The organism is Sporosarcina sp. PTS2304, assembly GCF_003351785.1.
GTDB lineage: Bacteria > Bacillota > Bacilli > Bacillales_A > Planococcaceae > Sporosarcina.
The window spans coordinates 2,760,711-2,782,529 of record NZ_CP031230.1 but is presented as its reverse complement, the minus strand read 5'-3'; the positions used below and the strand labels follow the sequence as shown (position 1 = coordinate 2,782,529).

Genomic DNA, 21,819 nt, shown 5'->3' with positions numbered 1-21,819 from the left:
TTGATGACTCATTCTATTATGTCGTCGAATCGTATACACTATACAAAACAGTTGGAGAAGGGATACTGAGAACGTTGGAGTTATTAGTTACGTTTGGAATTTTAGGCACTACCGTCATATTATTTATGACTAATCGATTGCGTGCAGATCTTGTGGCGGTGTTAGCGCTTTTGGCATTCGTATTGACAGGGATTTTACAACCAGCGGAGGCGCTCGTTGGTTTTTCAAATTCAGTCGTTATTATGATCGCAGGTCTGTTTATCGTAGGAGCGGGAATTTTGCGGACAGGTCTTGCCCAAATGGCAGGTAATGTATTACTGCGTTATTCGGGCGATAGTGAAAAGCGTTTATTTATTTTATTGTTGTTGATTGTAGCGTTTGTTGGAGCTTTTATGAGTAACACTGGAACGGTGGCATTAATGATGCCGATTGTAGTGAGTATCGCTATTGGTATCGGCAGCAGTCCTTCCAAATATTTATTGCCACTGTCCTATATGGCTAGCTTCTCGGGCCTTTTAACACTAATTGCATCACCGCCTAACTTAATCGTATCGCAGTTGCTTGTTGATAATGGTTTTGACAAGTTAAGCTTCTTTCAAATTACTCCGATTGGAATCATTGGCGTTGCAGTAGGTGTAGTGTATTTGTTTTTGATGCGCCACCGAATTGTACCAAAGGGGATGCGTAAAACAAAAGGTCAAACATCTCATCCGTTGTCTACGAAGCAGTTGGCAAAAGATTATAGTCTGAGCGGTAACTTGCTACAAGTGAAAGTACCAGAAGACTCTTGGATGGTTGGTCAGCGCTTATCACAATTAAAAATTCCTGCACGTTTTCAGTTATGTGTACTTAAAATCGAACGTAAGTCGATGGAAGGTATTAAATTCTTACCTATGACATTTCAGGAAATGGCAGGTCCCAACAGTATTATTGAAGCAAATGATATTTTATATTTGCAAGGTTCTGCCAAAAATGTAGAGGATTTAGCCAATGAATATGGTTTGCTTTCGGTAGAACAACAATCAGAAGCTGAAGATTTAGTGTCGAAAGAATTGGGGGTTGCAGAAGTACTGTTGACCCCACACTCTCGTCTAATCAATCAAGATATTCGTAGTATTCGTTTTCGTGAAACGTATAATTTGAATATTATCGGTATTAATCGTCAAGGAAAACAAGTATTGAAAGACATGTCGAAAAAACAATTACGCTTTGGGGATGCGCTTCTTGTCCAAGGTTCATGGGACTCTATAGAATTATTAGCTAGTGAAACAAAAGACGTCGTGATTGTGGGGCAGCCTAAAGAGCATGCGGGTCTTGCTTCGGCAAACGGTAAAGCATTAACGGCTGGAATCATAATGGCGCTCATGGTCGGATTAATGATTTCCGAAGTATTTCCGGCAGTTATTTCTGTATTAATCGCAGCTGTTTTAATGATATTGACGGGCTGTGTACGAAATATGGACGATGCGTATGGACAAATTAACTGGGAAAGTATTATTTTAATAGCCGCCATGCTACCAATGGCGACCGCATTGGAGAATTCTGGGGGAATGGAATTATTGTCACAAGGGATCATTCAAGTGCTTGGCGGGTTCGGAGCAATCGGCGTACTTGGCGGTGTTTATTTATTAACTATGATCTTTGGGCAGTTCATCAGTAATACGGCAACTGCTGTATTATTTGCGCCCATTGCGATGAGTGCTGCATTAACTTTGGATGTAAATCCGTATGCGTTTCTACTTGCCGTCGCGGTAGGAGCTAGTATGTCATTCGCGACACCAGTGGCTTCCCCGACAAATGCGCTAGTTATGACGGCAGGAGGATATTCTTTCAAAGACTTTGCAAAAATAGGAATTCCATTACAACTCATCATGTTTGTCGTCATGATGATTGCGATTCCTCTATTATTTCCACTGTAAATAAAAACAAAGAAAAATAGTAAGCAATGATTGCAGAGCTAACAGAAAACTCCTCTACCGGCGTCATAAACGGTAGAGGAGTTTTTAGATTGTACAACTAACTTACTTAAACATCGGCACTTTCTTCAACATTGCACATACAGGAATTGCGATTGCGATTCCAACGATGCATTGCAGGACGTCTCCGGGAATCGAAGCCAATGGAATGATCCAACTATTAAAAAGAATGCGTTCGCAAATATAATAACCAGCAATCATGAATGGAACCGAAGCTAGCATAGCCAGCAAGTTGTATTTAAAACTCGTTCCTCTGCGTCCGTTAGACCAAGCAATCTTACCGACGATATATCCTTGAAGACCACGGGTTATAAATGTAAATGGTGCCCACAACACCCAGCCACCGACTAAATCAAACATGCCCATCCCGATCGCACCGGCAATAGCTCCTTTTTTAGGACCGAATAAGATGGAGGCCATAAAAAGCATAGCTGTGCCAAGATGGACTAAGCCACCATTTGCCGCAATCGGTAATTTAATATTTAATAGAAGTGTTGCTATGAACACGAGTGAAGCAAGCATCGACGTCAGTATCAAATCAAACGTTTTTGTATGAGGTGTTCTATGGCTTTGTATTTTCTGCATGGATTGAACCTCCCTAACATTATAGATTAGTAAATTTAGAATAAAGGTAATCTGGTATTTTTAAAAGTATCAATTTCTATTAATGTTTAAGGGTCAGAGATTCTGAACAACAGTATAGGGGTATAGAAGTGTAGTAAAGGAGCACGTCACACGTACATGATTTATAAACAAAGAAGGGAAGTAGTTTTATGGGTAAACGAAAAACAGCCTGGCTAGTGACAGGTATACTGGCACTCGCACCGCTAGCCTATGGAATGGGTGCTACCGCTCTCATTCGTTTGACGAACTATAAAGTGATGAAACGCATACCGGCGAAAAGAGGTATTGCATTAACGTTCGACGATGGACCGCATCCTGTCTATACGTTGCGGCTGCTAGACTTATTACAGCAATACGATATAAAAGCTACATTTTTTGTCGTGGGGGAAAAAGTACGGATGTATCCAAAAATTATTGAACGTATGTATAACGAAGGTCATCAAATAGGTATCCATCATGATCGTCATACATCAAGCTGGCTTTTGACACCTTCGCAATTGGAAAAAGAAATTAGAGAAACGCATCGAGCAATTAGTAACGTGATAGGTGAATCTCCAACTGTCTACAGACCACCATGGGGCTTCATGAATGCTTTTACTTTATATTACTCCAAGCCTTATCAAATTGTTTTTTGGACGCATGTTTTTCAGGACTGGAAAGTAGAGCGATGTGAGGACGGATTGTTAGATGGATTGCGAAATGTACCGGCTAACGGATCCATTATACTTTTGCATGATGATGGCACTAATCCAGGCGCTGATGATTTAGCCCCTGTACATATGTTGGATAAGCTTGAGATATATTTGGAGGAAGCTGTAAAGAAAGAAACAGAGTTTGTCGTTGTACCACCTTATAATCACATTAAGTAAGGTAGTCTATTTTGATATCTATTCGTAGCTACTAAACCGTCAAAAATGGCTTACATCTGCAGATCAGCACGAGTTTCAATACCTCGCAACAAAGCGAGAAGAATTGAACTGTGATCGCCGAAAGTACACCATCTTTGGCGGTTTTTCACTGTTAGTTTAGTGGATTCTCATAACAGACCTATTGATTAACGATAGTATGTATAATCTATCCATTCATTTAAAAACGAGTTAGGCGATAGAAATAGATGGGCGGCTTTAGCTGATGGAATACAGTGACTATGGTAAACGGATGGAGTGACGCTGACTTGAAGTGTCTTGCGGGTTACGCCTGTCAATGCAAAGATGTGCTCCTTCTCGCTGCACTTCACTCGCAAAAGCCGTTCTCCGCTACGGCTTTTCCTGAGCCTCCCATAGTCAATCGTCTGCAAGCTCCAAGCTGAACGAAGTGTTTTTAGCTACTTTGATTGTTTCGATGAACTAAGTAGAAAAAGAAATGATTCTATATACATTCAGTCGGGTAATCTACAGCTTCAACCACACTTCTGGAGAGTCCGCCGCGCCCCCTCAGGAAAGCGTCTAGTTTCTCTCGGGAGAATCCTAAACGATACGCTAACTTATTCTAATAAAAAATTATATATCTATCGCTCAATTGCTTGTGTATATATCTAGAATAGTGTATAACCATTGTATAAGGTTTTATTATGAAATACGCAATTATCTTATATTATATATCATCTTGTCTAATGTTTGTTTCTAATAGAAGTGAAGGAGTTGTATGAAAATGAAGAAAAAGGTAAGTGTCATAGGTGCAGGAGTAGCTGGTTTAGCAAGCGCAATTCGACTGCAACACGCAGGGTATCAAGTGGAATTATACGAGAAAGAATCACTGCCAGGCGGTAAAATGCACCGTATTCAAAAAGATGGCTATCAATTTGATCTAGGTCCTACGATTGTTATGATGCCCGATTTATATAAAGAAATCTTTTACTTATGTGGGAAAGATCCCGATGATTATATTCCTATGGAACGACTGGATCCGATGTATAGTGTGTATTTTGGTGACAAACCGCAAGACCATTATGAAATATCCTCTGAACTAACAAAACTAATGGAAGTGTTTGAGAGTGTAAGTGATGAGGATGCTAGTGGCCTACTGGATTACTTACAGGAAATATATAAACGTTTTTTAATTGCAAAAGAACATTTCTTACAAAAGCCATTTCGTAAACCATCTGACTTCTACAATCTATCCGTACTTCGCCAAGGCTTAAAACTTAAAACATTTGATAATGCAGATAGCTTTGTCAGTAAATATATTAAAGACGAACGCTTGAAACAGATGATCAGTTTTCAAACGTTATACATCGGAGTTTCTCCATATAGCGGGCCTTCACTTTATACGATGATTCCTATGATTGAGTTTTTATACGGTGTATGGTTTATCAAAGGCGGCATGTATACAATGGCTCAGTCTCTTGAACGTTTATTTATCGAGCTGGGAGGGAAAGTCCATTACAATACATCTGTTGAAGAAATTGTCATTGAAAATAGACAAGCAAAAGGGATTCGCATTAACGGAGAATTTATCGAATCGGATTATGTGATGTGTAATGCTGATTTCCCTTACGCTATGAAAAACCTAGTGAAAGTAGAAAAAGCAAAAGGTAAATACACGGATAAGAAAATAGATAATATGAAATATTCGTGCTCATGTTTCCTCATGTATTTGGGAATGGACAAAAAATATGAAGAAGTAAAGACCGCCCATAATTTTATTTTCAATGAAAAGTTAAAAGAAAATTTAGATGATATATTTACAGGAAAGAAACTTAATAATGCTTCATTCTATGTCTATATTGGTTCTAAGTTAGATCCGTCGTTAGCGCCTGAAGGGAAAGATGGATTGTATATTCTAGTGCCGGTTTCCGATCGTTCTTGTTCGCAGTATGACTGGGATGAAGAGACAATCCAGCATTATCGGGGGTATGTATTAGAAGCATTGAAGAAAGTGAAAGGCTTTGAAAATGTGGAAAATGAAATTGTTTCTGAGACATTTATGACGCCTAAAGATTTCGAAGAGCGTTTTCATGCACAAAATGGTGCGTGTTTCGGTCTACAACCAACTCTCAGTCAGAGTAATCATCTACGTCCGCAAAGTAAAGCAACTCATTGTGAAAATCTTTATTTCACAGGAAGCAGCACACATCCCGGCGCAGGTGTACCAATTGTTCTTCTCTCAGCACGTATTGCGACAGAAGAGCTAATTCATGATGACAGAGGAATACTATTCCAAGCAACATGAGGGGAGAATTTATATGCTAATTAACCAACCGTCAACTATTACTTTTGATTATGCATATTGTGAGAAAATCATCAAACATCATTCCAAAAGTTTTTACTATGCATTTTCCGGTTTGCCTAAAGAAAAAGCACGTGCTGTCTACGCGATTTATGCGTTTTGCCGGATAGCAGATGATTGTGTAGATGAAAATAAAAAAATTGATGAACAGCTGACAGCATTGGATCAGCTCGCAAATGAACTGTACCTCTTCTCAAAAGGTGAAGAGATTAATCATCCGCTCTGGCGTGCATTACGTGATGTTTTCAATCGTTTTGATATGGATATCCAACCATTTTATGAGCAATTGACGGGTCAACGGATGGACATTCACTTTATGATGCCGGCTAATCTGAGTTCTTTAGAAGTGTACAGTAAATATGTAGCAGGTTCTGTCGGGAAAATGTTGTTGCCGATTATTGCTAGTGAATCTCAAAAGAATTTACATCACGTAGCGGAGAATTTAGGAATCGCAATGCAGCTGACGAACATATTACGAGATGTAGGAGAAGATTACCGCGATAAAGGGCGAATTTACTTACCACTTGAAGAAATGAAGCGTTATAGCTACCATGAAGTTCTATTATCAGAAGGCAGTATCACGCAAGGCTTTATCAATCTATGGGAATATCTCGCAACGAGAGCAGAGTACTTATATGACAACTTTACTCAGCATATTGATGAATTTGATAAAGACAGCCGATTTCCGGTTCTATCGTCAGCATATATTTATCAAGGAATTTTAAATAGTGTGCGCAAGAGCGGATATGATTGTTTCAATCAAAAAAATTATGTATCGGCTGTCGAAATGGCTAAACTAGTAGCCCGGGCGAGCATGTAAGAAGGAGAGTGCCTGTATGTTGGATAACCAGAAACGAGTACTTGTGGTGGGCGGTGGTCTGGGGGGATTATCCGCAGCAATTTCATTGGCGCAACGTGATTACTCAGTAGTGCTATACGAACAAAATGACCATCTAGGCGGAAAGTTAAATCGTTTAGAGCAAGATGGCTTTGGTTTCGACTTAGGTCCTTCTATTTTGACGATGCCCCATATTTTCGAAAAACTGTTTGCTGACAGCGGGAAGCGAATGGTAGATTACGTGCCTATTGTCCGGTTAGAAAGAGAGTGGCGATCATTTTTTCCAGATGGTAAAGTACTCGATTTATATGGTGATCTCCGAAAAATGGAAAGAGAGAACAAACATTTATCGCGCCGTGATATGAATGACTATAAAAAGTTTTTACGCTATGCTAAAGGTCTATATGATATGACGGAAGCGGGTTACTTTAAAAAGGGACTGGATTCAACGAGTGAAGTGATCAAAGAACATGGGGTGTTGAAATCTATAAAAGGGTTTGATTTGTTTTCTACTATGCATGGTGCTATCGACAGCCGTGTACGTAATCCGCATTTACGTGATATGCTATCTTACTTTATTAAGTATGTTGGATCTTCCCCTTATGATGCGCCAGCTATTTTAAATATGATGATCTATATGCAATATGAACAAGGATGCTGGTATGTACCAGGTGGCATGCATCGATTAGCGGAAGGTCTCGTCCAGCTTGCGGAAGAAGTAGGTGTTGAGTTATACACAGGCATAGGTGTGCGGAAAATGCGTACGACGGGAGATCAAATTACAGGGGCAGAGTTAGCGGACGGGCGTGTAGTAGAAGCAGACTATTATATTTCCAATATGGAAGTAATCCCGTTTTATCAAAAAATGGTGGATTGTAAACCTTCATTTACAAAAGCGCTGGAGCGTAAGTTTGAACCTTCAAGTTCAGGCCTAGTTCTCCACTTAGGAGTGAAAAAAAGCTACCCGCAACTGAATCACCATAATTTCTTTTTCTCTAAAAATTTAAAGAAACAGATGGATAAAGTATTTGTGAAGAAGCAATTGCCAGACGACCCCACCATCTATCTAGTGAATACGAATAAAACAGATCCATCACAAACAGTGCCTGGACATGAGAACTTAAAAATCCTTCCTCATATTCCATATATTCAAGACAATCCATTCACTCCGGCAGATTATGCAAAGTTGGAAGAGAATGTTCTTCTAAAATTAGAGCGAATGGGTTTAGATGGTCTACGCGAAAATATTATCACGAGAGACGTCTGGACACCGCATGATATTGAACGCACCTATGGTTCACATCGAGGCGCCATTTATGGAACGGTTTCCGATAAAAAGAAAAACAAAGGATTTAAAAATAAAAAACAAAGTGAGCGTTTTACGAATCTTTATTTTGTTGGCGGTACGGTGAATCCAGGTGGGGGCATGCCGATGGTTACATTAAGCGGACAGCAAGTATGCGATAAGATTCTTACGCGAGATATGAAAAAGAACTCGCGTCGTCCGTAACGAATAGGAGAGGGTAGGCTATGGAGATCATATTACTTTTCGGAGTTGTTATAGCAATCCTCGCTCTAATTTGTGGTGTGCTCGGTTTTTGGAACGTGCCGATTGTAGAAAAGACGGGAAAAGCTACTTCTTCAGTCACAATCATCATACCTGCTAGAAATGAAGAGTATCGAATCCGCCCTTTACTAGAGTCTATAGCTCGACAACAAAATGTCATCTATGAAGTACTAGTAGTGGATGACGGCTCGACAGATCGTACAAAAGCGGTGGCACAATCATTTGGTGCCACCGTTTTATCTAATGACTTATTAGAAGAGGGATGGATTGGCAAGTCGGCTGCCTGCTGGACAGGAGCACAGACGGCAACGCATAACTTGCTGTTGTTTATGGATGCGGATACGGTCTTCACACATTCTCATAGCCTGGCGACCTATGTAGCGTCCTATGAGTCTATGGGAAGTCGAGGGATTTTGTCATTACAACCCATTCACCACGCAGAAAAGTGGTATGAGCAATTGGCGTTTTTATTCCCTTTAATCGTGATGGCGGGAATGAACGTCTTTACGGTAATAGGCGACCGCTTGAAAGCTGGGGGTTCATTTGGTCCTTGTCTATTATGTAATAAACAGCAATATCAAGAAGTAGGTGGTCATGCCATCGTACGAGGCGCAGTAATGGATGATTTAGCACTAGGCAAAGCATTTCAAGATCGGGGATTCCCTGTCCGCTGCTATGGCGGGAAAGGCATTGCCTGGTTGCGAATGTATCCAGGAGGATTGTCGGATATGATTCAGGGCTATTCAAAAAGTATGGCAAGCGGCTCTGCTGCGACACATTCATTTGTGATGTTGCTTATCTATTTATGGATGGCGGGCGCATCCATTACACCTATCTTACTGATCGTATCTGCATGGAGCGGCCAAATGACGTTTCTTAGTATATTTTTAACTGTATATATATTATTTGCTATCGAACTAGCCATTGCTTCGCGTCGTGTGGGACATTTCATTTGGTGGATATTCCCGCTGTATCCTTTACTGCTATTCGTCTTTGTCATAATTTTTATGTACTCGTTATATTTATCGAAACGTCGTGGGAGCGTTCAATGGAAAGGCCGCAATATCAACGTCTGAACACCAATAAAGGGGGTGATGGGATGCCGCTGATCGATTTGCCTTTGTTTTGGCTAATAATTGTGGATGCAATGGCTTGGATGGTACTTCATTTGTCCATATCGTTCGCGGCGCAGCGAATTCCTATCGATTGGTTTGTGCGAAATAAACGTTGGTTTAGAAGTTTTTCTTGGGAAAAGGAAGGACGGATTTGGCAACAATTATTTCGCGTGAAGAGGTGGAAGGGATATATACCGGATGGTACATTGTTCATTTCAAATGGCTACAATAAAAGTAAGCTGCATGGAGCGGATTCTATGTCTTTATATGACTTTTTGTTGGAGTCCAGAAGGGCAGAATGGGTACACTGGCTGACCATATTTCCGAGTATTTTATTCTTCTTGTGGAATCCAATTTGGGCCGCTTGGTTGAATGTAGTGTATGCTATACTGTTCAATGTGCCATTGATCGTGGTGCAACGATTTAATCGGCCTCGATTGGAAAGGCTGTTAAAAACATCACGATAAGATTTTGTAGTAGTATAAGTAGGGATTGGGTACTGCATGATAACATGTGCTAATCTGGCAAAACAATTTGACGCAAAGGATAGAGGGGAACCATCCCTTCTCCTTTGCGCTTTTTTTATCGTCTTTTCCAGATTGCTGTAAATGTCATCACAACAGCAATTAGTACGATACAGACAAGTATTGAATTGATAATGGTAGGGTATTGTCGATCAAAACCACTTTCTGCAATGTGCTTAGAATAAATGCCGTAATACGCCCACAAAAGTACTAGACCATATGAGAACCCTTGCTGATGTAAAATGGTCATGATCCCGATGATAGCTCCGGTGAACAAAATAATAATAGTCCACGTCACTTCAGATATACCAAACCCATTCCAATCTATAGATACGAGAAGTGCTGTAATATTAGCGATTGTCGCAATAGTGATCCAGCCAAAATATACACTAAACGGTAGTCTAATAAAAATTTTTTCTTTCCAAGATAGTGATGTTGCTGTAGTAATATTATTGATTTTCAGTAACGTCAGTAGCATTCCTATCATAATAAGTACGGATAAATACAACTTATCGTAATGCCAACAGAAAATCCATAATGCATTTAATACAGATGAAACTGTGAAGTAGACAGCAACTTGGCGCAAAAGTTGGTGAGAAGAATTTCTACGAAAAAGTCCTAATTGGTACACAATATGAAATGCTAATAATAAGTAGATCACGCCCCAAATAGAAAATGTAAAGCCCGCGGGAGCGAAGAGATTTCTGTATTTATCAGAGATTTCACCTGTGTTTTGCCCATTGATCGGTAAAATATTGGCGAGTGCGTTGACGGTAATCATAAGTAGATATGTACTGATCATCCATACGTTTAAAAAAATGGAATTACTTTGTCGATTCATCGTGTCACCTCTTTTGCTTAAGTTCGATAGTGTTTATAGTCTAGTATTCCTGTTTTAACGCGTGTTGAAACGTCAGTACAGTATTCAAAGCGATGACTCAATGCTGCTTTATTCCCAGTGAATGGTATAATGAATCGGAAATGAGTGATTGTACAGGAGGAAATGATGGATGAAGAAAAGTGTGCATGTAGTCGGAGCGGTGATTGAAAATGATCAAGGTGAAATTCTTTCCGCTCTTCGCAGTCCGGCAATGACACTGCCTGACTACTGGGAGTTTCCAGGCGGGAAAATTGAACAAGGGGAAACACCGAAAGAAGCTTTGCAACGTGAAATTCAAGAAGAGTTGAAATGTAGTATTCAAGTAGGAAGTGCAGTAGAAGATACTACATACGAGTATGAAAATGTAATCGTTCGGTTAGAGACATATATGGCGAGAATTATCGAAGGCACCCCTACTGCTATGGAACATGCGGAACTGCGTTGGATTGCTAGAGAGAAGCTGTGGGATTTGGACTGGGCACCTGCTGATATTCCGGCAATCGAAAAATTGGCTAAACGCTAAAAAGGGGGAATACATATGGGAGATTTTATTCGACAATTGGAGGCTTCACTGCGTAAGGGGTTTGTTGATAAAACGGGGACAGTCAGCGGGAGGTTCCAACCTGAGTTGTTAGTGAATAGTACAGTAGAAAATAAATCTGTGCTGTCCTCTATTCAAGACGAGTTACGGCATTGTGAACATTTTTTATTCTCTGTTGCTTTTATAACGGAAAGCGGTCTGGCTACATTAAAATCATTATTTTATGATTTACATTTACGAGGTGTAAAAGGGAGAATTATTACATCTACATATTTATATTTTAATCAACCAAAAGTATTTCGTGAGTTGCTGAAAATACCGAATATTGAAGTGCGTCTGACAGAAAAGGAAGGGTTTCATTCGAAAGGGTATATATTTCAGCAAGCTGAACAGTATTCACTTATTGTTGGCAGTTCAAATTTAACGGCACATGCCTTACAGGTGAATTATGAATGGAATGTTAAGCTAACTTCTCATCGTAACGGTGAAATCGTTTACCATTTTAAAGATCAGTTTGAAGAAGTGTGGGATGACGCGAATAGACTGACGGAACGTTGGATCGACCAATACGAAAAAGTTTACCAAGCGAGTGCGGAGCGTACAGCAGCCAGTGGTGTCCTTGAACATCCTTCAGTGTATCAGACGAACGCTATTGAACAAGCATTAGAAGTTAAGCCCAATAATATGCAACAGGCAGCTCTATCCAAAATAGAAAATGTCCGATTAAAAGGCTATGATAAGGGATTGATCATATCTGCAACAGGCACAGGTAAAACGTATCTATCTGCATTTGATGTACGAAGATTTGCTCCTGACCGAATGCTGTTTATTGTACACCGTGAACAAATCTTAAAGAAAGCTAAAGAAGATTTTAAGCGAGTGTTAGGTGGAATAGAAGAGGACTTCGGGTTATATGTCGGGGCAAGTAGACAATCGGATAAAAAGTATGTTTTTGCTAGTATTCAAACGTTATCAAGGCCAGAAAATCTTGTGAATTTTGACCCTTCTGCATTTGACTATATTTTAATTGACGAAGTACATAAAGCTGGTGCAGCAAGTTATTTACGTGTAATCAACCATTTTCAGCCGAAGTTTTTACTTGGCATGACTGCTACACCTGAACGGACGGACGACTTTAATATTTATGAGTTGTTTGATTATAATATTGCTTATGAAATTCGTTTACAGGAAGCTCTGGAAGAAGACATGCTTTGTCCGTTTCATTATTTCGGTGTGACCGATTTCGAAATGAATGGCGAATGGATAGATGACCATACAGTACTGGCTAAATTAGTAACGCCTGAACGTGTTGACCATATTATGGAGAAAATCACTTACTATGGCCACGTTGGAAATCAAGTAAAAGGATTAATGTTTTGTAGCCGTAAAGAAGAGGCGCGGGAGTTATCGAAAGAGCTTAATCTACGGGGCTATAAGACCGTTGCTCTAACGGGTAACGATACAAACGAGGAACGTATGAGACGCGTGAAACAACTCGAAGATGGAGAGTTAGACTATATTTTGACGGTTGATATTTTCAATGAAGGGATCGACATTCCTAGTATTAATCAAGTCGTCATGTTGCGACAGACACAATCGAGCATTATCTTTATTCAACAATTAGGGCGAGGATTACGGAAGCATGAAGGAAAGTCATTCGTCACAGTAATAGACTTTATCGGAAACTATACGAATAACTACTTGATTCCAATAGCGTTATCGGGTGATCAATCGATGAACAAAGACAATGTGCGCAGGTATACGAAAGATACTAGTTACATTAAAGGAGTCTCCACGATTAATTTTGAAGAGGTAGCACAAAAGCGGATCTTCAGCTCGATTAGCAATAGTAATCTTACGTCATTGAAAGTACTGCGTGAGGCATATCAGCATTTAAAAAATAAAATCGGTAGGGTTCCTTATTTATACGACTTCATAGAACAACATTCCATTGACCCGATCGTCATTGTAGAAAAGCACAATAACTATTTTAATTTTCTACTAAGGATGAAAGAAGAAACGTCCATGATTACTCCATATGAAAGCCAAGTACTAACAATGTTTTCGTTAGAACTGATGAATGGCAAACGCAGACATGAAATCATATTGGCAGAGCTAGTAGTAACGAAAGGTCATGTGCATATGGATGAATTTTTACACGAACTTCAGTTACAGGGCTGTCATGTGGATGTACATACGATTGCCTCTGTAAGACGTATTTTTGATTTGTCATTTTATACACAAAATGCTCGTAAGAAATATGGCGACAGGGCAATTATTACACTGGATGAAAATCAAGTATTTACATGTAATGCGTCGATTCAGCAAAGTCTTCAGAACAATTCATTCGCTGCTTTTTTACTAAAAGATATTTTACTTTGTGCCAAAGAAAAGACCAAGGACTATAATTGTGCACAACCATTAACATTACACGCAAAGTATTCCCGTAAAGACGTATGTAGATTATTAAACTGGCAATCAGATGAGAGCTCGACAATGTATGGCTATAAAACAAAACACGCAACTTGTCCTATCTTCGTAAACTATCATAAGCAAATGAATGAAAAAACTAGTATAGATTATGGCGATGAATTTATTAGTCCCGAACTATTCAAATGGTATACAAAAAGAAATAGGACGCTTCAATCCAAAGAGGTACAAAAAATCATCCGAGCTGAACAAGAGAATATAGATATCCATCTGTTCGTAAAAAAAGATATAGGTGAAGGCACAGATTTCTATTACTTGGGAACAGGAATTCCAGATCAACAGAGTGTGGTCGAAGATCGCATGCTGGATAGCAAAGGAAAATACTTGCCTGTAGTTCATATGAATATAGTAATGGAGCATGCGGTTGAAAGTAAATTATATGACTATTTAATTGAAGCCTAAATATTTAAAACAAAAAATTGGAAACGCATGCAGGATACAAATATCCTGCATGCGTTTTAGCTGTTTATTTATAGGTAGTTCCTTCTGGCGCATGTTTCCATTCACTCACACTCGCAACGATATATCTCCGCACAATCTTTACATTGTAAACAGTCTATCCCCTCTTCCTCTTTCGGCGGTATGCAAGGTGAACGGTCATCACATTCCCCACTACTATCCTTTTTGCAGTCGCATCGATCACCACAGAATACTGTTCGTTTACAACAACACGTAACAATGGATTTACACTTGCGCTCCACGACTTCAAATGGCCGCATCATGTCATAATCTTCATGCTCTAAGATGTGACAATGGTATACATAGCGACCAGTGAAGGGGCCGAAGCGCATAATGACGCGAGTGACGTAGCCAGGCGGTGATTGCACGGTATCTTTCCATCCTCGTTCATTTTTAGCTGGCAGTTCAGCAGGACCTGTAAATTGTAGCAATCCATTCGCCAAGAAACCTTCCGTGTCAAAAGGAATACGGTCAAGAATTTGAAATTGAATTAAGTGAATATGCATAGGATGAGTAGCTCCAGCAACATTGATAAAACGCCAAATTTCCGTATCACCGAGTATTGGTTTGATAGAGATGCGTTCCATGAATCCTTTATTATTCAATAAAAATTTAAAACGCCCGAACTCATCAATATCCGCGTCGAGTGTAATATCCCGTATTCTTTCGGCGTCACACTCTTTCAGTTTCGGAATTTCACTGAGGATAGCCGGCACTCTGCTTATGTCCGAAGTAGTGGAGTCAATCACTTTAAACTTCATGATGAGACCATCTGTTGCTGGATTTGGAGGGGTTCCAATAGGTGGCGGAAAATCAAAGGGGACGGCTGCTGAATTAGTAAGAATAATTTCGGTATCAGGTGAAAATTTAGAGAAGTCTATAATTACGTCCATTCGCTCTGAAGGGGCAATTAATAACTCCGACATATAAACTGGTTTTTCTAAAAGCCCGCCGTCAGATCCGATTTGGATGATTTTCTGACCATTGGATAGTTTCATCCTATAAAAACGTTCATTGGACGCATTTAATATACGGAAACGATACTTTCTACGTTCCACTTCTAAAAACGGCCAAATTTTTCCGTTCACTGTTATATTTTCAAATGCTTCACCTGGAGTGACTGATGGATTTGGCAGTGTGAGTCCCGGCTCCGGAACGCCTGGCGTGAAGTTTGGGGAATCTGGATAAAAAAGCGATCCATCCTCTCTAAAGCCACGATCCGCAATGATTAATGGAATTTCATAACGTCCAGAAGGTAATCGTAACTTCTTTTCTTCTTCATCCCGAATGATATACATACCAACAAGTCCTGCATAGACGTTTAAACGTGTAATCCCAATCGCGTGGTCATGATACCAAAGAGTGGCTGCACGTTGGTTGTTATTGTATTTGTAGACTGGCGTTTCAAATACCGGTCCTACATATTTAAAATCATTCGTAAACCATGCGTCGGGATAGCCGTCGCTTACAGACTCTACTTCTGCACCGTGCAAATGAACGACTGTGCGAACGTCCGGCATATGTTCCCCTGAACTATGCAACGTGCGGTCGATAGGCAATAAATGCTTGTCGGGAAGTTGATTCATCCATTTCACATGGGCACATTCTCCCCGGTTGACGTTTACGATTGGTCCAGGAAATTGTCCATCATACCCCCAAATTTTCGTTGGTTGTAAATCTCTATGAAACGAATGATAAAATTCTTTCATTCCAATCTCATAATACGTAAAGCACCTATGCCGTTCTTTCGGCGTACAATATTGAGGGATAGGCAGTGGATCTATGAAAGGTGTTAATTCCATACACATTCATCCTTTCCTCTTGAATTTCTGTATAGACTAGTAGATGCATGAATAGGCATGTATGTGAAAATCAGTTGTAGTTTATCTGTGAGTGTTAATTGTAGAAAAATCATGTAAAATGACAAAGGCGCTTCTGCCAAGAAAGGAAGGAATCTTACGTGAAAGTCCAAACAACGAAGAGAAAGTTGCTTATAGAATATGGTTGGATTATGATTGGCTCGATATTTGTCGGCTTAGCATTTAATATATTTTTCTTGCCTGCTAGACTTGCGGCAGGTGGTGTATCAGGTATCAGTACAATTTTATATGAGCTGTATCAATTTGAACCAGCATTTGTTCAATGGTGTATTAATATACCTATATTCTTCCTAGGCCTTGCTTTGCTAGGAAAGGATTTTAGTTTAAAAACATTAGTAGGTACATTTTTTGTACCGTTTACTATTTGGCTAAGTGCTGATATCCCATTTACGATAGATAATCCATTGTTATCTGCAATTTATGGAGGAATCTTGTTGGGGGTAGGACTTGGTATTGTGTATCGAGGAAATGGCTCTACGGGAGGGCTGGCAACTGTTGCGCAAATCGTTAAGAAGTATTCGGGCTTATCGAGCGGCTATGCCCAGTTGCTTGTAGACGGGGCTGTGGTCATCGTTTCTGCGGTTGTCTTCAATCTGGAGTTGGCGCTGTTTGCGATGATGGCTATTTTCGTAACGAGTAAAGTAATCGACTTTGTGCAATTACAGTCTTCTCCATCGAAACTCGTCTTGATCATCACAGAGCAAGAAGAACGAATTCAAACGATTATTAAAGAGGAGATCGATAGGGGGTTAACAAAAATCCGTTCAGTAGGCGGTTTTTCTAATCAAGAGAAGACGATGATTTTATGTGTGGTGGAACAACCAGAAGCGATTTATTTGAAGAAAGTATTGCAGGAAGAAGAGCCGCACTCGTTTGTTGTATTTTTAAATGCATCGGAGATTTTAGGAAAGGGATTTTCACTTGCAAAGTGAAAACAGGGAGAATCCTTGAGTTTTTGTAGGGAAGTCAGTTGATGTTCGTCCAGAAGTTGGGGTAGGGTAAGTGACTCTTCTTATGCAGTGCAGAAAAGTATTGTACGTGTGAGGATTCTCCCTACAGAACCGGACGCTTTCCTGAGGGGACGCGGCGGACTCGCCAGAAGTTCTTTGGCGATTACGCCTGTCGTCCTGATCCTCCAGGAGTCGCCGGTTCTTCCGGGAGAATCCTTGAGTTTTTGTAGGGAAGTCAGTTGATGTTCGTCCAGAAGTTGGGGTAGGGTAAGTTACGCTTCTTTTGTGGTGCAGCAAAATAGTATGCGTGCTAGGATTCTCCCTACAGAACCGGACGCTTTCCTGAGGGCACGCGGCGGACTCGCCAGAAGTTCTTTGGCGATTACGCCTGTCAAGTGCAAAGATGTGCTCCTTCTCGCTGCGCTTCACTCGCAAAAGCCGTCCTTCGCAACGGCTCTTCCTGATCCTCCAGGAGTCGCCGGTTCTTCCGGGAGAATCCTTGAGGTTGTGTCGGGAAGTCAGTTTGTGTTCGTCCAGAAATAAAGTATGGTAAGTTACGCTTCCTCGACAATGTGGGTGAAGCTTTAGATTGCCTGATTGAATGCATATAGGGTCACTTCTTTTTTCACTCAGTTCATCGAAGCAGTCATAGTAGCTGATAATACTTCACCACTATCTAACTCCAAAAGCGGTCGCATGGTATCAGACAAGTCTACTTGGTTTTAGCCCTCTACAAAGAGTGATCAAACTGTCTTGCCTACACAAAGTACGGCTGAAGCTGGAGGACGATCGACTCCGGGAGGATCAGGGCGACAGGTGTAACTCGCAGTGCACTTTTGCGAGGTCCACCGCGCCCCCTCCGGAAAGCGTATCGTCTGGAAGCGCAAGCCGTAAGACTCTTCAAGTTAGCCTTGCTCCATCTAATAAACGAACATGAAGTAGCAGACAAGCCCACGTAGTCTTCACCACATACAAAGAGTGATCAAACTGTCTTGCCTACACTAAGTACGGCTGAAGCTGGAAGACGATCGACTCCGGGAGGATCAGGGCGACAGGTGTAACTCGCAGCGCACTTTTGCGAGGTCCACCGCGCCCCCTCCGGAAAGCGTATCGTCTGGAAGCGTAAGCCGCATGACTCTTCAAGTCAGCGTCACTCCATTCAATCGCACGAACCGCTGTATTCTGACCACCTGAATTCGCTCACTTATTCCTATCGTCTACCTCATTTTTAAATGAATGTTTGGATGATGCATCATATAGTTACACAATAGGCTTGATTTATGAGATGGACTGCAGAGTAACGTTTTCTTTCGCATTTTCAGAAATTAGTACGTCTAGTAAATCGATAACTTCAGCGGAAGCTCTTTCTAACTGATGAAGACTTTCTTCAGCGGCTGCTATATTTCCTTGTTCAAAGTGTGTGGCAGCTTCACGCGCATATTTGTGCACAGCGGCATGGGGAGTTACTAAATTTTTGTAAGCAACTAAATGACCAAGTCTTTGCTTTGTAAGTTCTTGGTCATACCATTTACCTAAACGACACTCTTGATGGGAAGCGACATCGGAAGGTTTCACTGTTTCTAAACCGAGAATCATATTGTAAATGCGCCATTTCCATAGTATATGGTCTGCCTTTGATAATTGAAGTAGTGCATTAGATGATAAATGTACATTATTCTCTTCGATCACTCGTAACCGGAAGTTATTGATTTCTTGACTTAAATCATAAATAGAGGCAGAGGTTCGCTCGCCAAAGTGACGAATGTCTTCTTGAGTTTGGGAAATAGCCATCATACGTTGAGATACTTCGTCGATCGATGCAGCTTGTTGTTCAGAAATGGCTGCTGTATTACTCACATCCAAATTGATCTCTTCAATGGCTGACACAATTGCAGTGAGTAAAGGTAAAGCATTTTTTGCTTCTGCAGTCGCATGCGTAATGATCTTCGTTGTATCTTCAATAGAAGTAGATACGTTATTTGCATAGGTTTTTAAGTGGTCAACATTTTCTGTCACTTCTGATAGTGCGGCTACTGTGTTTTCCGCAAGTTTTCGGACTTCCTGTGCCACAACAGCAAAACCTTTACCATGCTCACCAGCACGTGCGGCTTCAATGGAAGCATTCAAAGCTAATAAATTTGTTTGTCCTGCAATGCCGTTGATTAATTGTACAACATTTTCTATATCTCCTACACGTTGCTGTAGAGAAGCGAAAGTTTCTACGATAGAGCGAAATTGCTCTTCCGTTTGAAAAATATCATCTAACGTCGTTTCAATCGTTTTTTTACTGTTCACAGCGTAGTTGACAGAGTCTGACGTCTTTTCTGAAATACGTGAAGACGTATTGGCAACTTCCATAATCGAAGCAGTAATTTGTTCAGTAGCTGCGGTAGATGATTGGATTTCATCAGACTGACTATCAAGATTGAATATTAAATCTTTCATAAACATAATTTTAGCATTTGCATCGACGAGGCTGGAGATTTCAGTTACGACATGTTCAACGGTTTGCTCTGTCATTAGTTCAACATAGAGTTGTTGGTCGATATTGACAGCAGCTTGTAGCGAACGCATCAATTCAAATGCTTTCGTTGGACGGTATCCGAAGTGATATAATAGGTGTGTTTGAATATAAAAGGCAAACTGATTAAACAGTACAATTGTTTTTCCTGCTTCAAACTGATGATTGCGTAAAGTGAAGAAAAATTGCAGTGTTTTTTCCATATACTCTTTATCACGTGTATGGGTGAAAAAGTTTGTTAAGTAGTCACTTATTAGGTTTTTAGGAACAGGATTTTTGCGACTAGGTGAGAGCTCTGTTAAATATTGTTCAAAGATTTCTGATATGGTAGGCGTGACATTCTCTAGTTTTTTATATAATTCACAGAGGTTTTGAACGTCTACTTTCTTGAAGTGATTATAGTGGAGTGTTTCTTGAAAGCGTTGAGGTGCTTGTAAATCCGTTCCTCGCTGGAGCAATTGCTCTACATTCATTTTAGGGCGAAATGAAGACATAATATAAGCCTCCTAAGCTAGTGTTTATAATCATTATAGATATATTCTCACACAAATCAATACAATTACTAAAAATTAAGTGTGGATTTTGAGTAAAAAGTTCTAAATGTCGATAAAAAACCACAAATTATTTTAGAATATTTCTTGCTTTTTTAGTAGATGCAAATTATTTTATCGCATGGAATGTCAGAAATTTAGGCATAATAGACAGCGTATGATGTAGAAGGGAGAACATATGAAGAACAATAATTCATTAAGTTGGAATATAGAATGTAGTTTTTGTCAGTTGCCACAAGCTTTTTATACGTCCGTTTCACCAAATAGTGTAAGTTCACCACAGCTTGTCTTGGTCAATGATCAGTTAGCTGACTCACTCGGTATTGATCCGCAGCAATTGAACACACCAAAATGTATTTCTATTTTCGCGGGAAATGAAGGTTTTAAAGGGGTTGAGCCAATCGCACAAGCTTATGCAGGACATCAATTTGGAAATTTTACGATGCTTGGAGATGGACGGGCGATGCTTCTCGGTGAACTTATTACTGCACAAGGGAAGCGAGTAGATATTCAGTTGAAAGGTTCAGGAAGGACGCCGTATTCCCGTGGAGGCGATGGGCGTGCAGCACTCGGTCCGATGTTGCGTGAGTATATGATCAGTGAAGCTATGCACGGATTAGGCATTCCAACAACACGCAGTTTAGCGGTTACTGTAACGGGAGAGCCCGTTTTGCGAGAAACGGCATTGACAGGCGCTGTATTGACCAGAGTGGCTGCCAGTCATTTGCGTGTCGGTACTTTTCAATACGCGGCCGCTCGGGAGAACATTGAAGAGCTGCGTGAACTTGCCGATTATACGATTAATCGTCATATGCCTAGCGCGGCCACTGAAAAACACCCATATGTAGCATTGCTGGAAGGAGTCATTGCGCGTCAAGCCTCACTAATAGCAAAGTGGCAAGCAGTGGGCTTTATTCATGGTGTGATGAACACGGATAATATGACCATTAGCGGTGAAACGATTGATTATGGACCGTGTGCATTTATAGACACGTATAATCCAGCGACGGTCTTTAGTTCGATTGATGTGCAAGGAAGATATTCTTATCGAAACCAACCGGGTATTGCGGAATGGAATGTCACTCGATTCGCGGAGACGCTTTTGCCGTTATTGCATGAAGATCGAGAGGAAGCTGTAACACTAGCTGAGGGTGCATTATCGCAGTTTGCTAGGTTGTACGTAACGGAATGGCTGGAAGAAATGAGAGCAAAACTTGGTTTGTTTACTAAAGAAGAGGAAGATGAAACGCTGATAACCGATTTATTGGATTGTATGAAAAAACATGAGGCTGATTATACGAATACATTCCGGTCATTGACGGTAGATCAGACCGAAAAGTTTTTCAGCACAACAGACTTTATAGAATGGAAAGAGCAATGGATAGCCAGACTAAAAAGACAGCCTCATGATCAGAAAGCTGTAAAAGAACGAATGAAACAGCATAATCCGTCAATCATCCCTAGAAATTATTATGTAGAAGAAGCATTGGCGATGGCGGAAAAAGGGGATCTCGCACGATTCGCTACACTACTTCATGCACTTGAAAACCCGTTTGCTTACACAAAGGAACAAGAGGAGTATGTGAATCCTCCACGTGAAAACACCTCCTATCAAACGTATTGCGGAACATAAAAATATAAACCCCAGCCATGCATGGTTGGGGTTTAACTATAT

General features: G+C 40.4%; 15 protein-coding genes. 11 read left to right on the top strand and 4 right to left on the bottom strand.

All coding sequences use genetic code 11. The annotated features are described in order from the left end of the window. Positions 1-74: 74 nt before the first annotated feature. The gene (locus DV702_RS13375; RefSeq protein ID WP_114925204.1) at positions 75-1,919 is read left to right on the top strand and encodes an SLC13 family permease; all 1,845 of its coding nucleotides are present in this window, start codon (positions 75-77) and stop codon (positions 1,917-1,919) included. Between the two features lie 102 nt (positions 1,920-2,021). On the opposite strand, the gene DV702_RS13370 is transcribed toward DV702_RS13375, so the two are convergent. Beyond that, positions 2,022-2,561, bottom strand: coding sequence for an ECF transporter S component (locus DV702_RS13370; protein ID WP_114925203.1), 540 nt, complete (start codon positions 2,559-2,561; stop codon positions 2,022-2,024). 188 nt (positions 2,562-2,749) lie between these two features. Between DV702_RS13370 and DV702_RS13365 the strand changes: the two genes are divergently transcribed. The 6 genes from DV702_RS13365 (at position 2,750) to DV702_RS13340 (ending at position 9,815) form a co-directional block, all read left to right on the top strand. Continuing rightward, the gene (locus tag DV702_RS13365) at positions 2,750-3,469 is read left to right on the top strand and encodes a polysaccharide deacetylase family protein (protein WP_114925202.1); all 720 of its coding nucleotides are present in this window, start codon (positions 2,750-2,752) and stop codon (positions 3,467-3,469) included. A gap of 781 nt (positions 3,470-4,250) precedes the next feature. Continuing rightward, positions 4,251-5,771, top strand: a complete 1,521-nt coding sequence (locus DV702_RS13360) for a phytoene desaturase family protein (RefSeq protein WP_114925201.1) — start codon at positions 4,251-4,253, stop codon at positions 5,769-5,771. Next, positions 5,737-6,648, top strand: a complete 912-nt coding sequence (locus tag DV702_RS13355; RefSeq protein ID WP_240315624.1) for a phytoene/squalene synthase family protein — start codon at positions 5,737-5,739, stop codon at positions 6,646-6,648. The genes DV702_RS13360 and DV702_RS13355 overlap by 35 nt, the downstream gene beginning before the upstream one ends. Before the next feature lie 16 nt (positions 6,649-6,664). Continuing rightward, positions 6,665-8,176 (top strand): phytoene desaturase family protein, encoded by a 1,512-nt coding sequence (locus DV702_RS13350; RefSeq protein ID WP_114925200.1) that lies wholly within the window; start codon positions 6,665-6,667, stop codon positions 8,174-8,176. 20 nt (positions 8,177-8,196) lie between these two features. Beyond that, complete coding sequence (locus DV702_RS13345; RefSeq protein ID WP_114925199.1) at positions 8,197-9,309, top strand: glycosyltransferase family 2 protein; 1,113 nt, start codon at positions 8,197-8,199, stop codon at positions 9,307-9,309. A 23-nt stretch (positions 9,310-9,332) separates the two neighbouring features. Beyond that, positions 9,333-9,815 (top strand): glycosyl-4,4'-diaponeurosporenoate acyltransferase CrtO family protein, encoded by a 483-nt coding sequence (locus tag DV702_RS13340; protein WP_114925198.1) that lies wholly within the window; start codon positions 9,333-9,335, stop codon positions 9,813-9,815. A 115-nt stretch (positions 9,816-9,930) separates the two neighbouring features. Here DV702_RS13340 and DV702_RS13335 read toward each other — a convergent pair whose 3' ends face one another. Next, positions 9,931-10,713, bottom strand: coding sequence for a tryptophan-rich sensory protein (locus DV702_RS13335; protein ID WP_114925197.1), 783 nt, complete (start codon positions 10,711-10,713; stop codon positions 9,931-9,933). A gap of 169 nt (positions 10,714-10,882) precedes the next feature. Between DV702_RS13335 and DV702_RS13330 the strand changes: the two genes are divergently transcribed. Together DV702_RS13330 and DV702_RS13325 are read left to right on the top strand one after the other, a co-directional pair. Further along, positions 10,883-11,275, top strand: a complete 393-nt coding sequence (locus DV702_RS13330) for a (deoxy)nucleoside triphosphate pyrophosphohydrolase (RefSeq protein ID WP_114925196.1) — start codon at positions 10,883-10,885, stop codon at positions 11,273-11,275. Between the two features lie 15 nt (positions 11,276-11,290). Then, on the top strand, positions 11,291-14,185 hold the full coding sequence (locus DV702_RS13325) for a DEAD/DEAH box helicase (RefSeq protein ID WP_114925195.1): 2,895 nt from the start codon (positions 11,291-11,293) through the stop codon (positions 14,183-14,185). 101 nt (positions 14,186-14,286) lie between these two features. On the opposite strand, the gene DV702_RS13320 is transcribed toward DV702_RS13325, so the two are convergent. Beyond that, the gene (locus DV702_RS13320; protein ID WP_114925194.1) at positions 14,287-16,044 is read right to left on the bottom strand and encodes a multicopper oxidase family protein; all 1,758 of its coding nucleotides are present in this window, start codon (positions 16,042-16,044) and stop codon (positions 14,287-14,289) included. A gap of 209 nt (positions 16,045-16,253) precedes the next feature. On the opposite strand from DV702_RS13320, the gene DV702_RS13315 reads away from it, so the two are divergent. After that, the gene (locus DV702_RS13315; RefSeq protein ID WP_205407254.1) at positions 16,254-17,054 is read left to right on the top strand and encodes a YitT family protein; all 801 of its coding nucleotides are present in this window, start codon (positions 16,254-16,256) and stop codon (positions 17,052-17,054) included. Positions 17,055-18,350: 1,296 nt separating this feature from the next. Here the strand turns inward: DV702_RS13315 and DV702_RS13305 are convergent. Further along, the gene (locus tag DV702_RS13305) at positions 18,351-20,087 is read right to left on the bottom strand and encodes a globin-coupled sensor protein (protein ID WP_240315623.1); all 1,737 of its coding nucleotides are present in this window, start codon (positions 20,085-20,087) and stop codon (positions 18,351-18,353) included. Positions 20,088-20,322: 235 nt separating this feature from the next. Between DV702_RS13305 and DV702_RS13300 the strand changes: the two genes are divergently transcribed. Further along, positions 20,323-21,777, top strand: a complete 1,455-nt coding sequence (locus tag DV702_RS13300) for a protein adenylyltransferase SelO (RefSeq protein WP_114925190.1) — start codon at positions 20,323-20,325, stop codon at positions 21,775-21,777. Positions 21,778-21,819: the final 42 nt, after the last annotated feature.